Consider the following 14,890-nt stretch of genomic DNA (forward strand, 5'->3'; position numbering starts at 1 on the left):
AGTGGGTCGGTTTGTCGGAGGTCAGGCGGCCGCGGTGAGCGCGGTGTGGGTCGCGGCGCGGTGCAGGGCGGCAGCCAGGCGCGCGTTCTCGGGGGCGTTGAACGCGAAGGCGGCGCGGCGGCGGGTGTAGCCGTAGGTCAGGCCGCTGTGCGGGTCGGCGAATCCGTCCGAGCCGGCCGAGCCGGTGTGCCCGAACGCGTGGGCACCGAGGAACGGATGCAGCAGGCTCTTCGCCTCGAAGCCCAGCGCGTAGGGCGCCTGCGTGCCGCGCACCAGGTCGGTGCCGGTGGAATGGATCGTGGAGATGGTGGCGATGGTGTCCAGCGACAGCAACGCGGGCCGCCCGTCGATGCCGGTGACCGCGGCCGCGTACATCTGTGCCAGGCCACGCGCACTACCCACTCCGCCGGCCGAGGCCTGCCCCATCCGGCGCAGCGTCGCGTCGTTGGGCAATGCCATGACATCGGCGGCGGTGAATCCGCGTGCGTTGAGGTTGTAGGAGATCCCGGCGACGCCGTACGGGTTGGGCGAGTTGGCCGCGAACGCCGCCTCCATCTCCGGGGTGGCCAGCCACGGTGTGATCGGCAGGTAGCGATGGTCGAGTTCGGCGGGCAGGCCCAGATACACATCCAGGTCGTAGGGAGCGCGCACACGCTGCTCGAACAGTTCCTGCACGGTGCTGCCGGTGACCGCCCGGACCACCTGGCCGAGGATCGCGTACATGACGAACCCTCCGTACCCGTGCACGGTGCCCGGCGCGAACCAGGGCCGCTGCCCGATCAGCCGTTCGGCGACGAGCTGTTCGTCGGCCAGCTCCGCGACGGTGAAACCGCCGTCGGCGCCGACGATTCCGGTCCGGTGCACGAGCACATCGCGCACGGTGATCTGTTCCTTGCCCGCGGCGAACCGCGGCCAGTAGTGCGCGACCGGCCGGTCGATATCGAGCGCGCCGTCCTGGACGAGCAGCGCCATCACCAGCCCGGCCGCGCCTTTGCTGGTCGAATGCAGCCCGGTCAGGGTGGTGTCGGTGACCTCGGGACCGGCCCACAGGTTCACCACCTGACGGCCGCGAACGTAGGCGGCCACTTGCGCGCCGGACTCACCGTTCTCCTCGGCGACCACGGCGGCGAATTCGGCGCGCACCGGTTCGTATCCCGCGGCGACGGTGCCGTGTACTTCGATCTCGTTCATGGTGTCGGTTCCTCTCGGATCGGCTTCTGCTGCACTGACGGATGCCGCGGGCAGAACGTGACCGCATCGCCGAAAATGGCTGGTAGACAAGCTGATTCCAGGTTCCGGCGGCGCCATGGACAGTGGTGGGCACGAATGCACCGTAGGAACCGACTCCCAGGGAGAGGTACTCATGGGACCCGACTACCGCGCTCTGTACTAGTGCAGAGCGCCACACTGTCCGGCAGTCCGAGATCCTGATGCCGACGCCCACTACGGTCACGTTTGTCCGCTCCGATTCGTCATCGGTACAGGACGACATCGAGGAGGACTCCGTGCACGACGAGCAATTGCTGGCCGACCGGTTCGAGGCCCACCGCACCCACCTGCGGGCGGTGGCTTACCGGATCCTGGGCTCACTCACCGAAGCCGACGACGCGGTGCAGGAAGCCTGGTTCCGGCTGGCCCGCACCGACACCACCGACGTGGCCAATATCGGCGGCTGGCTGACCACTGTCGTCGGCCGCGTCTGCCTGGACATGCTGCGGACCCGCAGAACCCGCCACGAGGAACCCCTCGAGGTCGAGCATCTGCCCGATCCGGTGATCGTCAGCGAGACCACACCGGACCCCGAGCACGAAGCGCTGCTCGCCGATTCGGTCGGTTTGGCGCTGCTGGTGGTGCTGGACTCGCTGAGCCCGGCCGAACGGCTCGCTTTCGTCCTGCACGACATGTTCGCCATGCCCTACGACCAGATCGCGCCGATCGTGGACCGCGCACCGCAAACCACCAAGAAGCTGGCCAGCCAAGCGCGGCGCCGGATCCAGGGCGCCACCCCGGACCCGGACCTGCCCCGGCAGCGTCGCGTCGTAGATGCCTTTCTGACCGCGGCCCGCGGCGGTGATTTCGACGAACTGCTCCGCCTGCTCGACCCCGACGTGGTGTTGCGCGCCGACGCGGGCGAAGCGATGCGGGTGATCCGTGGTGGCACCGCGGTGGCCGGGCAGGCCGAAACCTTCCGGCGTATGGCCACCGTCTGCACGATCCACCCCGCGGTGGTCAACGGTGGCGCCGGCCTGGTCAACACGCTCGACGGCAGCCCGTTCTCGGTCATCGGTTTCACCGTCACCGCAGACCGCATCACCGCGATCGACATCTTCTCCGACCAGCGCCGCCTCACCGGCCTTGACCTGTCCGCGGTCCTCGGATAGCTGGTCGCGCTGCCGTACGCTACCGAACGCGAAATTCGCCGGAGTGACTCAGTTCGCCGGTAGTCCGGCCAGCCGTAGGTGGATCTGGCCATCGGCTTCGTAGACGTCGTAGACGCCGAGCGACCGCGCGGCGGGTCCCGCCAAGACCTTGCCGGTTCGCACGTCGAATCGACAGCCGTGGCATTGGCACATCACCGTCAGCGCGTCGAGTTGTCCGGCTGAGAGCGGGCAGGCCTCGTAGGTGCAGAGGTCGTCGAACGCGTAGAGGGCTTCGCCTACCCGGACGACCGCGATCCGGATCTTGTGGTCGGTGATGTAGTAGGCGGCCGCGGCCAGGTCGGCGATATCGCTGCCCGGTCCGAGGATCCGGATGTCGTCGCTGGTCTGAGTCACAGTGTTCTCCCCGTGGTCAGTAGGGATATTCGGGAATCGTATCGTCCGCGGTGGCGTCGAGCCGAAGCTCTCCTGGCGCGCCGGCGGGGACGATCGGGCGATGTGGCATCACCGGTGCGATGCGTTCGTATCCCGAGCCCAGCGGTGGCCGGGGATCGTCGTCACCGTTGTTGGGCCACAACGACATCGCGCGTTCGGCCAACGCGGTGATGAGCAGCGACGGATTGACACCGGGGTTGGCGGGCATGACGCTGCCGTCCATCACATGCAGTCCGGGATAGCCGAACACCCGCTGATAGGGATCCACAGCCCCACGGTCGGGCGAATCGCCGATCGGGATACCGCCGATGAAATGCGCCGAGGCGGTCTTGTTGATCGCCTCGAACACCAGCGCGCCCTGATCGGCGCCCAATCGCGCGGCCAGTTTGTCGACGTACTCCTCGACCACCGGGATGTGCGGCGTCGGCGGGGGCCCTGCCCCGGGGCGACTGCGCAGCATGCCGTTGTGCCAGTGCAGGTCCAGTGAGGTGTCGGTGGTCTGCATGCACAGCATCACCGCCATCCGTTGCGACCAGTCTCGGGGATCGTCGAACTTCAGGACATCGTGGGGTCGGTGGAGTAGTTTCTTGAACCATTCGCGGGTGGGGTGCTGCTGGTCGCCGTGCTGGTGATAGGTGAACAACAACGACATGAGATTGCTGCCGACGCCGTAGTAGACCGGTTCGATGCTGGTGTCGGGGTCGGGCCAGACACCGGAGGTGATCGAGACCGAGCCCGGCGTGATGTGTACGCGTTCGGGGTCGCGTTCCCAGTCGGCATGCGGCAGGGTCACCGAGAGCAACTGCTCGGAATTCGTGCGGGCCCGCCGTCCGGTCTGGTCGGACAGGTTGGCCAGCGAGCCCGTGTCCTGCATGTGCAGCAAGAGCTTCGCGGTCCCGTACGCGTGGGCCGCCACGATCACCTGCCGTGCGGTGAAGACCTTCCTGTCGTGGTGCACGGCGCGGTGCATCCAGCCTGGGTGTCGGGTATGGACCTCGAAGCCGCCACCGGGCACAGGCTGGATCTGGTGCACCTCGTGGAGTTCGTGGATCGCGGCGCCCAGCTTCTCGGCGAGGTAGAGATAGTTCACGGTGAGTTTGTTCTTGGCATTGCGGCCACAGCCGATCATGCAGTCGCCGCAGTTCACGCAGCCGGTGCGGCGGGGGCCGACCCCGCCGAAGTAGGGGTCGTCGACCTCCTTGCCTGGCGTGCCGAAGTAGACGCCGACAGGTGCTCTGTTGAAGGTGTGGCCGACGCCCATATCGTCGGCGACCGCGCGCATGTGACGGTCGATATCGGTGGGCAGGTAGGGCACGCGGACGACGCCGAGCATGCGTTTGGCCTGGTCGATGGTCGGTGCCAACTCGTCGGCCCAGTCGGTGATGTCGGCCCACGCGGGGGCGTCGAAGAAGCGCTGGGGCGGGACGTAGAGGGTGTTACCGTAGACGTGGGACCCGCCGCCGACACCCGCTCCGCTCAGCACGAACACATCGTCGAGGACAGCCATCTTCTGTATGCCGTACAGACCGGCTTCGGGCTGCCACAGGAATCGACGCATGTCCCAGCTCGTCGCGGGGATCTCTTCGTCCGGCCACCGTTTGCCGGCTTCCATGACGGCGACCCGGTAGCCCTTCTCGGCGGCCCGCATCGCGGCGACGCTGCCGCCGAATCCTGATCCGATCACGATCACGTCGTAGTTGTCGGTATCCACGGCTCCACCTCCGGAATCAACGGGTGAAAGTAATAGGCGAAGTGCTGGGGGAACGAGTGGGCCCCTGTCCGGCGGACGCGAGCTCGATTTGGGTGACGTCGGCCACAACGGCTTGGTTCAGCTCAGTGCCTTGGTTTTCAACGACGCGAACTCGGCTTCGGTGATCGTGCCATCGTCGAGCAGCTTCTTCGCGCCCGCGATCTGTGACGCGGAGTCGGTTCCCGCGGTTGCGCGGATGTAGCTGTCGGCGGTCGCGCGCGCTTGGGTCTGGGCCTCGACGGTGCGTTCGCTCATGCTGTTTCCTCGCACGATCAAATACACGAGTGCGGTGATGAACGGGAAGATGAACAGGCACACGATCCAGACTGCTTTGACCCAGCCCGAGGTGTCGCGATCACGGAACAGATCGGTGATGATCGTGAAAACCATCATCAGGTAGGCGATGAACAGGAAAGTGATGATGATGAGCCACACAACGTCCCAGAACGACATGATCGCACTCCGCTCGACACCCGGGCCACCGCGTGTCGGTGCCGGTATTCGCAGCGTATGGGCTCGGCAGGGGAAACGCTTCACTCGATTCGGGTGAAACTCGGTTGGACCGTTTCGGCGTGGTCGCGAGTTCACTGAACGGGAGGGGGCGTCGATGAAGTTCATCTGCTTTGGGTGAGGTCGGGAGCGGCTCCCGAGAGGAACCTGTGAAGACAGTCGATCGACTTCGTGCCCGGCGTGCGGTTGTGGCGGGCGCGGTCGGCGCGTCACCCATCTCTGCGAAGAAAGGGATCCGATGACCAGTCAGCACGAAGCCTCGGCCAGCATCGAAGCCGGAAACGCCAGTGTGTCGCGCACACTGCCGTTCGATGACACCCAGGATTTCGCCGATGCCGAACGCGGGTTCGTGGCTGCTTTGTCGCCCGGGGTCGTGCGAAACTCCGACGGCGACGTGGTGTGGGACAGCGGCGCGTACTCCTTCCTCGACGACGAATGCCCGTCGACGGTGAATCCGAGTCTGTGGCGACAGTCGAAACTCGTTGCGATGCAGGGCCTGTACGAGGTCAGCGAGGGAATTTTCCAGATCCGTGGCCTCGATCTGTCCAATATGACGATCGTCGAGGGTGACACCGGTGTGGTCATCATCGATCCGCTGATCTCGGTGGAGACCGCCGCCGCCGGCCTCGGTCTCTACCGCGAGCACCGCGGTGACCGCCCGGTCACCGGTGTCATCTACTCGCACTCCCATATCGACCATTTCGGCGGGGTCAAGGGGGTGACGACGCAGGACGAGGTCGATGCGGGCAAGTGCCCGATCATCGCACCGATCGGATTCACCGAGCATGCCGTCGAGGAGAACGTCTACGCCGGCACCGCGATGGCCCGGCGCGCGGCGTACATGTACGGGGCTGCGCTGCCGCGCGGTCCGCTGGGTGCGGTCGGCGCTGGCCTGGGCCCGACGACATCGACCGGCATGCCGACCCTGATCCTGCCGACTACCTACATCGATCACACCGGCCAGACCGTGACCGTCGACGGGATCGCCATCGAGTTCCAGATGACACCGGGCACCGAGGCCCCGTCGGAGATGAACTTCTATTTCGCCGACCGGCGGGCACTGTGCATGGCCGAGAACGCCACCCACACTCTGCACAATCTGCTGACCTTGCGCGGTGCGCTGGTGCGTGACCCGCATGTGTGGTCGAAGTACCTCACCGAGGCGATCAACCGCTACGCCGGCCGCGCCGATGTCGTGTTCGCTTCCCATCACTGGCCGACCTGGGGCACCGAACGGCTGACGGAGTTCCTGTCGACGCAGCGTGATCTCTACGGGTATCTGCACGATCAGACATTGCGCGCGTTGAACAAGGGCGCCACCGGCATCGAGATCGCCGAGGACATCCAGCTACCACCCGCACTCGAGAATTCGTGGTCGACGCACGGCTACTACGGTTCGGTCAGCCATAACGTCAAGGCGATCTATCAGCGGTACATGGGCTGGTTCGATGGTAATCCGGCCACACTGTGGCAGCACCCGCCGGTCGAATCCGCCCGCCGCCACGTCGATTTCATGGGTGGCGCGGATGAAGTGATCGTCAAGGCCCGCAAGGCCTATGACGAGGGCGATTTCCGCTGGGTCGCGCAGGTACTCAACTATGTGATCTTCGCCGACCCGGGCAACTCCGAAGCGAAAGCGTTGCAGGCCGATACGCTCGAGCAGCTCGGTTACGGTTCCGAGAACGGGACCTGGCGCAACTTCTTCCTGATGGGCGCCTACGAACTGCGCAACGGCAGCGTCGGCACGCCCACCGTCACCGCCGCGCCCGACATCATCGCCGCGCTGTCGGTCGAGCAGATATTCGACGCGGTAGCACTGCGGGTCGACGGTCCACGCGCCTGGTCGGCGGCGATCGTGATCGATTGGCGTCTGAAGGGCACCGCGACGGTGCATCGCACGCAGCTGCGCAACGGCTTGCTCGTCCATTTCGATGTCACCGACGATCTCCCACCCGCCGAGGCCACCTTCACCCTGAGCGAGGCGGACCTGCGGGCCGCGCTGGTACAGGGCGAGGATCTGCAACAGATGATCGAGGCCGGTCGGGTCGAGGTCGACGGCGACGCGGGCAAGCTGGTCGAGCTGGTCGGCTATCTCGACGCCCCTGATCCGGATTTCGCCATCGTGACGCCCTGATCGTCCAGGGAAGGAATTTCCGATGCTGGGGTACCTGGTTCCCACCGATCAGCGCCGCACCCTCGACGAGCTCACCGACAAACTGGATCTGTCCGTCGGCGCGGTCACCGCGAAGCGGTCGGCGTTCTGGATCATGCTGGTGCTCTCGGCGGTCATCGCGATCTCGGGCGTGGTCGGTGACTCGACCGCCACGGTGATCGGCGCGATGATCGTCGCGCCGCTGTCGGTGCCCATCCTGGGCGTGGGTCTCGGGGTGGTCACCGGCCGCGCCGCACTGGTCGGGCGCAGTGCGATCCTGGTGCTGGCGGGGATCGTGGTGGTGATCGCGCTGGGATTCGTGTTCGCGCAGGTGCTGCCGAATCCGGTGAATGTGCTGTCCAACGCGCAGGTCCTCGGGCGTACCTCGCCGAAACTGATGGACCTCACCGCCGCGTTGGCCACCGGGCTGGTCGCGGCCGTGGCGATCACCCGCCGCGATGTCGGTGACGTGCTGCCCGGCGTGGCGATCGCGATCTCACTGGTGCCGCCGCTCGGTGTGGTCGGGGTGTGTCTGGGTTCGCAGGCGCCCGCGCTCGCGCTCGGTGCGTTCGTGCTGTTCGCCTCCAATGTCATCGCCATGATCATCACCGTGACGGCGGTGTTGTTGATCGCCGGCTACGGCGGGGAGGCGGCGGCGTCGACCGCGCGTCGGGGGCGCGCGTACCTGGTGCTCGGTGCCGCGCTGGTGGTGGTCGCGATCCCGATGGTGGTCAATTCACTGTCGACGCTGTGGGCCGGGCAGATCGCCGAGGCGACCAGCGACTGGCTCGGTGACGCACCCGGCGCGCAGGTCATCGATGTCACGGTCCAAGGCGACACCGCCACGGTGTCTGTCCTGGGGCCGCAACAGTTGCCATCGGTCGCCGAGCTGCAGGCAGCGGTCAACGACCTCATCCCGTGGGACCCGAGAGTGATCGTCGTCCACACGGTCGGTGCTCGACTTCAGCAGTGACGTAGCCGAACGTAGCCAAATCGGAAGGAGTCGGAAATGCGGATCTTCGTTCTCGGTGGTGACGGGTTCTGCGGGTGGCCCAGCGCCCTGCACCTCTCGGCGCACGGTCACGACGTGACGATCGTCGACAGTGGGGTCCGTCGCAAGATCGACGCCGAGCTCGGGGTCGAGTCCTTGACGCCGATCCAGACATTGGACGAGCGGGTCGCCGTCTGGCGGAATGTGACAGGAAACCACATCGGCACAATCGACCTCGACATCTCCCACGACTACGCGGGCCTGACCGAGTTGCTGGCGGCCGAACGACCGGACGCCATCGTGCATTTCGCCGAGCAGCGGTCAGCGCCGTATTCGATGAAATCTCCACGGCACAAGCGGTACACGATCGACAACAATGTCAACGCCACCCACAATCTGATGGACGCGCTGGTCGAGACCGGTGTCGACGCGCACGTGGTCCACCTCGGGACCATGGGTGTCTATGGGTACGAATCAGTTCCGGTCGACCTCCCCGAGGGCTACCTGACCGTTTCCTATCCTGACCGCGACGGAAAGATGCGGTCTCGCGAGATTCTCTATCCGACGAATCCTGGCAGTATCTACCATCTGACGAAGTCCATCGATCAGTTGGTGTTCCAGTTCTACGCACGCAACGACGGACTGCGGATCACCGATCTGCACCAGGGCATCGTATGGGGTACCCAGACCGACGAGACCGTTCTGGACGAGGCATTGATCAATCGTTTCGATTACGACGGCGACTACGGCACCGTGCTGAATCGGTTTCTGGTGGAAGCCGCGATCGGCTATCCGCTCACGGTCTATGGCTCCGGCGGCCAGACCCGCGCGTTCATCAATATCCGCAACACTGTGCAGTGCATCCGGCTCGCGGTCGAATCCGGTGACCAGGTGTCGGGCAGACCGCGGGTGATGAATCAGGTCACCGAGACTCACCGCATCGCCGACCTCGCCGATCTGGTCGCCCGCGTGGTCGGGGCCGAGGTCACCCACGTCAGCAATCCGCGCGCAGAGGCCGACACCAACGAGTTGAGCGCGGTCAACGACCACCTCATCGACCTCGGACTCGATCCGATCCTGCTGGAATCCGGCCTACTGGCAGAGTCGGTCGATATCGCGCACAAGTACGCCGACCGCATCGACGCGCGGCGTATTCCCGCGAGCTCGTATTGGAACCGCGAACGCGAAACGAACAGCGGGGTGGCTGCCGGTGGCTGAAGACGACGCCGCAGGCGTGGAGCGCACACCCGATCCGCCACAGTATTTCCGCAATGAGCACGGCAGGAGGGTGCCGCGGTCGGCCTGGTTCGTGCTCGGGTTGGCCGCGGTGCTCGTCGCGGTCTGGGTAGTCGTGAACACCGGCTGGCTGAACCCGCCACCGAGTGATGGTTTCGATGTCCCCGCCGACCGTCTGTACGCGAAGACTCTCGCTGATCTGGGACGCCCGGACGGCATCCGGCTGACCAGCGACACGCCGTCGTCGAGTTTCCAGGTGGCGGTCCCGGTGGACTCGGCCAGGGACAAGACCCGGCTGCGCCTGGCGGGATCCGCGCAGGTCGCCGAGGACAGCACCGTGTTCCTGATCGTCGCCATCGACGGACAGCAGGTCTATCAGCGTGAACTGCCCCGCGGCCAGAACCTGGTCGACGACACGATCGCGATTCCGGGCCAGGCCACCGCGGACGGCAAGGTCCGGGTCACCGTGCGGACCCGAGGAACCTTGCATCACGAGCCGTGCACCGCCGATCAGAGCGCGGGCATGGTCATCACTCTCGATCCCGGCACCGTGGTCGAATCGGCGCTCGATCAACCGGTGCACACCCTGCGCGACGCGGTCGCCGCCTGGGACGACACAGTCACCGTGGTGCTGGCCGACACCACCGACCCGTGGCGCACCACCGCTGCCACCCTCGGTGTGGCACTGACCGAATCCGGCTACCTCGTACGTTTCACCGACACCGTTCCCGACGACGGACACCGCAGCGTGATCCTGCTCGGCCCGGCGCAGCGCTTGGCCGAGACACCGGGCTGGTCGCGCACCGGCGTCGACAACAGCATCATGCTCGGCGCGATCGACGGCACACCGGTGGTCAGCATCGTCGAACCCGACGCCGACCTGGTCACGCCGTACCTGACCACGCCCGTCGTCAGCACTGCCGATCGATCGGGCGCTGATCCACGGGCGGTGGGGGTGGCACCGCCGCCGGGTGAGGTCGGCCTGCTCGCGCTCGGCGCGGAATCCGGCGAGGTACAGGTCACCGAGAATCACACGTGGCGCGCACGATTCGCGTTGGCCGACCTTCCCGGCGGCCGGCTCCCCGCGGCGGCGCGGGTGGCGCTGCAACTGCCCGCCGCACCGCCGGATCTGGTGTGGCTGCTCAATATCGATCTCAACGGACAGTTCCTCGACAGCCGACGGCTCGCACCGACCCGCGATCCGGTCGTCATCCCGCTGCCGCCCGAGGCCTTACTGCTCGACAACACCCTGACCTTGACCGTGCAACGCGACCGCGATCTCGGCGGTTGCGACGTGCGGATCACCGCCTATCCGATGCAACTGCTCGGCTCGTCCGGGCTCGACCTCGGTGACGCCCCCGGCGCCGGATTCACCGCACTGCCACGCGAACTCGGCGCCCGGCCCGCCGTCTACCTGTCCGCGACCGACCCGGCAGGCACGATCGATGTGCTCACCGCAGCGGTGCCGGTGCTCGCCGAATTCCTCCCGGCCACCGCCGGTCCCGAGATCCACTGGAATGCCCCACCCGCGCCGGGAAGACCGTTCGTTGTGATCGGGGCAGGCGATCCCGGCGTCGGCACCCTGGTCCGGCTGACCGACAACCGCCTCGTCTCCGGCCGCGACGCCACGGTGCTCGACCTGCCCGCCGTCGAGACCGGGACGGTGGTGCAGTGCGCCACCGGCAACGGCGCGCGCGGGCTGGCCGTGCAGTACGCGGGCGATACCGACGGCCTGCCGCTGCCGGCCTTCGGCCGCGAATGCGTGCAGGTGATCACACCGGCAGGCGCGTTCACCGTCGACGGCGGTGGCGCGGTGGTGCCCGACGGCGCGAGTGTCCCTGAATGACACGGGCCGAGCCGGACTTCCCCACACCGGCGGCGATCGCCGGGCACTTCCGCTCCGTCGACAGCGCGCCGGTCGACTACTCGGTGGACCGGCCGGCCAGCGCCAGCAACGGGTTTCTGCTCATGTTCACCGGGCTCAGCGTCATCGTCCTGGGCGGCCAGGCGGTGCTTCAGCACGCGGGCGTGATCGGAAGCAACGACCTGATGATCCTGGCCTCGGGGCGTGGCGACGTTGCGGTGCCGACGCGGATATTCCTGGTCGTCTTCTTCGCCACCTACGCCTACTACGCCTACAGCAACCGGTGGCGCCGTGCGCATCTCGGTGTGCTGCTGCTCGGAAAGTTCCTGCTGTCGTGTGTGTCCTTCGATGTGCTCGGCTGGTGGCTGGCGTCCCAGCACATCCTGGACCTGCACGTGCTGGGTCAGCAGATAGCGTCAGCGCTGACCGCCTTGGCGATCTTCCCGCAGACGGTGCTCGCCCACGCACAACTGCCGCGCCCGCTGGGGATGACCGTCGACCCGAGGACTCCACCGGTCGCCTATGTCCGCGTGATCGGTGCGTTGCTGGTGGCCATGCTCGTCGCGAGCACCGTGGAACTGGCGTTGCCGAATCTTGTGTTCGACATGCGCTCGGTGGCCCTGCTCGGCGGGATGGGGCCCGGTGTGTTCCTGACCCAGCAGGTCTTCGCGGTGTGCACCGCCGGAATGGGTTGGGCCGCGCTGAGACGATCACGGGCACAAGATTTCTCGCCGCCGGTCGCGGTGCTGGTACCCGCCCACGACGAAGCACACGACATCGCGGCCACCATCGCCGCGGTCGACCGGGCCGCCCAGAGCTACGCCGGCCGCATCCACCTCTACGTCGTCGACAACGCCTCGACCGACAACACGACCGCCGTCGCCGAGGAAGCGATCGACGAGTGCACCGCGATCACCGGCGAGGTACTCCAATGCCCGACACCGGGCAAGGCGATCGCGCTGAATCTGGGCGTGCACCGGATCACCGAGGAGTTCATCGTCCGCATCGACGCCGACACCGTCATCGGGCCCGGCTGCCTGCAGACCGCCATGCGGCACTTCGGAAATCCGCGCGTCGGCTCGGTGGGCGGGCTGCCGCTGCCGGTCGGGAACACGACCTGGATCGACAAGGTCCGCCTGGTGGAGGTCTATCTGCGGCACGGCTTCTTCCAGGTCGCGCTCGGCGGCTACCAGGGCGTCATGGGTGTGCCGGGAATGTTCGCGATCTACCGGCGGCGCGTGGTCGTCGAGGTCGGCGGGATGGTCGAGGGAATGAACGGCGAGGACACCGACATCTGCCTGCGCATGGACGCGGCCGGCTATCACACGGTGGCAGATCCGCGGGCCGTGTACTACAGCGAGACCCCGGCCTCCTACGCGCACCTGCGGGAGCAACGGGTTCGCTGGTTCCGCAGCATCTACCACATCTCCGCGCACAACCGGGCGATGCTGCTGAACCCGCGCTCGATCACCGGCGGGTTCGTGTTGCCGTTCCAGCTGGTCAACGCCGCCCGCCGCGCGATGCTCGCACCGATACTGATCTTCGCCGTGGTCGATTCCACAGTCTCGGTCGTGGCCGGCAGGCCGCTGCACTGGCAGCCGATCGTCGCCACCGTCCTCGGCATGCAGATGATCATGGCAGCCTCGGTCTGTCTGCTGTGGCAGCCGAGCTCGGTCAAACACCTTCCCGCCTATCTCGGCTTCCGAGTACTGCGCAGCTACTTCACGCTCGGCGCCGCGCTGAGTCTGCGCTTCCCACCTGCGGATCCGGGTCGCGCGCTCACCGCACGTCTGCCACGGGGCCCCAGCATCCGGCAGCGGCCGGCGATCGGACCCGCCGCCGATGCCGCGTGGCGCGATTCGAGGCGGCGCAGCGCCGGAGCCGGACCGTTCGGCGGGCGTGACGGAGTGCGGCATGCGTAATCCGTTCGCGGGTCAGCGCATGACCAAGGCCGATGTGGTCGCCGGAGTGCCCGGCGCGATCGGCGGGGTGCCCGATGGGATGGCGGCCGGTCTGCTGGCCGGGGTCAGCCCGGTGCACGGTCTCTACGCGAGCCTGGCCGGGCGGTTCTTCGGTGGGGCCGCCACCAGCACCCGGCTGATGGTGGTCACCACGACCAGCGCGTCGGCGCTGGCCGCGGGTTCGGTACTCACCGATATCGCGCCCGCGGACCGCTCAGCCGCCATGGTCGTGCTGACACTGGTCGCGGGCATCGCCATGATCATCGCCGCGGTGCTGCGGCTCGGCCGCTACACGCGGTTCGTCTCGCATTCGGTGATGACCGGGTTCCTACTCGGGGTGGCGGCCAACATCGTGTTCGGGCAGCTGCCCGTGCTGGTCGGGGCGCCGGCGGAAGGATCGGTGGCCGCGCTGAAGGCTGTGCACGTGGTGCTGCATCCACGCCAACTCGACTGGCCGTCGGTGGTGGTCGGCGCGCTCGCGGTCGCGCTGCTGATCGCGGTGGCGCGGACCAGGTTCCGGGCGGTGGCTTCGCTGGCCGGGCTCATCGTGCCGACCGCGTTGATGCTCGCCCTCGGCTGGGATTCGGTGGCGACGGTGTCGCAGGCGGGCGAGATTCCGCGCGGGTTCCCGCTGCCACAGGTGCCCGAGCTGAGTGTGCTGTCGCCCTCGCTGATCGCGGGTGCCCTCGCGGTGACCGTCATCGTGCTGGTGCAGGGGGCCGGTGTCGCCGAATCGGCGCCGAACCCGGACGGTTCCCGCGCGAAGACCGACCGTGACTTCTGTGCCCAGGGCGTCGGCAACCTGTTCTCCGCGCTGCTGCGCGGTATGCCGGTGGGTGGTTCGCTCGGCCAGACCGCGATCAACGTGACCGCAGGCGCGCGCACGCGATGGGCGGCGATGTGGTCGGGGCTGTGGATCCTGGTGATCCTGCTCGCGCTCAGCGGGGTCGTCGGCCGGGTGCCGATGCCGACACTGGCGGCCATCCTCATCGTCGCCGCGGTCGGCTCGATGAACATCGACCAGGTCGTCGCGATCTGGAGCAGCGGCACCATCTCGCGCACCGCGCTGGGTGTCACCTTCGTCGCGACCCTGTTGCTGCCGGTGACCTCGGCGGTCGGCGTCGGTGTGGCGATCTCGCTGCTGATGCAGATGAACCAGGAAGCGATCGACCTGAAAGTCGTCCGGCTCCGGGTGGAGGGCAGAAACCTGCTCGAGTCGACGGTGCCGAAACACCTGTCCGACAACGAGATCGTGATCCTGGACGTCTACGGCAGCCTCTTCTACGCCGGAGCGCGCACGCTGCAGTCCCGCCTGCCCGACCCCACCGGAGCCAGGCACAGCGTCGTCATTCTGCGCCTGCGGGGCCGCGCCAGCGTCAGCTCGACCTTCCTGCACATCATCGCCGACTACGCGCACCGGCTCGACGCGATCGGCGGCCGCCTCTACCTGAGCGGGATCGACCCGCAGATCCGCACGGTGTGGACCGACGAACTGCTCGACCGGCAAGGCATCGAGATCGAGTTCTATCCGGCATCCAGCACGATCGGGGAATCGACATTGTCGGCCTACGCCGACGCCGAGATCCGGATCAACGAGCGACGGAGGTCCTGAC

At 67.1% G+C, this 14,890-nt stretch carries 11 protein-coding genes; 7 read left to right on the forward strand and 4 right to left on the reverse strand.

Going from position 1 to position 14,890, the window contains the following annotated elements; all coding sequences use genetic code 11:
- Positions 1–21 precede the first annotated feature (21 nt).
- Complete coding sequence (locus ACFXK0_RS08065; protein ID WP_379409214.1) at positions 22–1,191, reverse strand: serine hydrolase domain-containing protein; 1,170 nt, start codon at positions 1,189–1,191, stop codon at positions 22–24.
- 314 nt (positions 1,192–1,505) lie between these two features.
- On the opposite strand from ACFXK0_RS08065, the gene ACFXK0_RS08070 reads away from it, so the two are divergent.
- Positions 1,506–2,381, forward strand: a complete 876-nt coding sequence (locus tag ACFXK0_RS08070) for a sigma-70 family RNA polymerase sigma factor (RefSeq protein WP_379409216.1) — start codon at positions 1,506–1,508, stop codon at positions 2,379–2,381.
- A 48-nt stretch (positions 2,382–2,429) separates the two neighbouring features.
- Here ACFXK0_RS08070 and ACFXK0_RS08075 read toward each other — a convergent pair whose 3' ends face one another.
- From ACFXK0_RS08075 to ACFXK0_RS08085, 3 genes are all read right to left on the reverse strand, one after another.
- Positions 2,430–2,774 (reverse strand): Rieske (2Fe-2S) protein, encoded by a 345-nt coding sequence (locus tag ACFXK0_RS08075; protein WP_379409217.1) that lies wholly within the window; start codon positions 2,772–2,774, stop codon positions 2,430–2,432.
- A gap of 16 nt (positions 2,775–2,790) precedes the next feature.
- A complete protein-coding gene (locus tag ACFXK0_RS08080; protein WP_379409218.1) occupies positions 2,791–4,524 on the reverse strand; it encodes an FAD-dependent oxidoreductase in 1,734 nt (577 codons plus the stop codon).
- A gap of 117 nt (positions 4,525–4,641) precedes the next feature.
- A complete protein-coding gene (locus ACFXK0_RS08085) occupies positions 4,642–5,016 on the reverse strand; it encodes an SHOCT domain-containing protein (RefSeq protein WP_379409516.1) in 375 nt (124 codons plus the stop codon).
- A gap of 295 nt (positions 5,017–5,311) precedes the next feature.
- Here ACFXK0_RS08085 and ACFXK0_RS08090 point away from each other — a divergent pair, with 295 nt between their 5' ends.
- From ACFXK0_RS08090 to ACFXK0_RS08115, 6 genes are read left to right on the forward strand one after another with little or no spacing between them, the layout of a single operon-like run.
- Positions 5,312–7,207, forward strand: coding sequence for an alkyl/aryl-sulfatase (locus ACFXK0_RS08090; protein ID WP_379409219.1), 1,896 nt, complete (start codon positions 5,312–5,314; stop codon positions 7,205–7,207).
- Positions 7,208–7,229: 22 nt separating this feature from the next.
- The gene (locus ACFXK0_RS08095) at positions 7,230–8,198 is read left to right on the forward strand and encodes a DUF389 domain-containing protein (RefSeq protein WP_379409220.1); all 969 of its coding nucleotides are present in this window, start codon (positions 7,230–7,232) and stop codon (positions 8,196–8,198) included.
- Positions 8,199–8,234: 36 nt separating this feature from the next.
- Positions 8,235–9,434 carry an NAD-dependent epimerase/dehydratase family protein gene (locus ACFXK0_RS08100; protein WP_379409221.1) on the forward strand — a complete coding sequence of 400 codons (1,200 nt, stop codon included), beginning with the start codon at positions 8,235–8,237 and terminating at the stop codon, positions 9,432–9,434.
- Positions 9,427–11,298, forward strand: coding sequence for a hypothetical protein (locus tag ACFXK0_RS08105; protein ID WP_379409223.1), 1,872 nt, complete (start codon positions 9,427–9,429; stop codon positions 11,296–11,298). Before ACFXK0_RS08100 ends, ACFXK0_RS08105 begins: the two co-directional genes overlap by 8 nt.
- On the forward strand, positions 11,295–13,238 hold the full coding sequence (locus ACFXK0_RS08110; protein ID WP_379409224.1) for a glycosyltransferase: 1,944 nt from the start codon (positions 11,295–11,297) through the stop codon (positions 13,236–13,238). Before ACFXK0_RS08105 ends, ACFXK0_RS08110 begins: the two co-directional genes overlap by 4 nt.
- Complete coding sequence (locus ACFXK0_RS08115) at positions 13,231–14,889, forward strand: SulP family inorganic anion transporter (RefSeq protein WP_379409226.1); 1,659 nt, start codon at positions 13,231–13,233, stop codon at positions 14,887–14,889. The genes ACFXK0_RS08110 and ACFXK0_RS08115 overlap by 8 nt, the downstream gene beginning before the upstream one ends.
- Position 14,890 lies beyond the last annotated feature (1 nt).

Origin of the sequence: Nocardia sp. NPDC059177 (assembly GCF_042755165.1) — a bacterium.
GTDB lineage: Bacteria > Actinomycetota > Actinomycetes > Mycobacteriales > Mycobacteriaceae > Nocardia.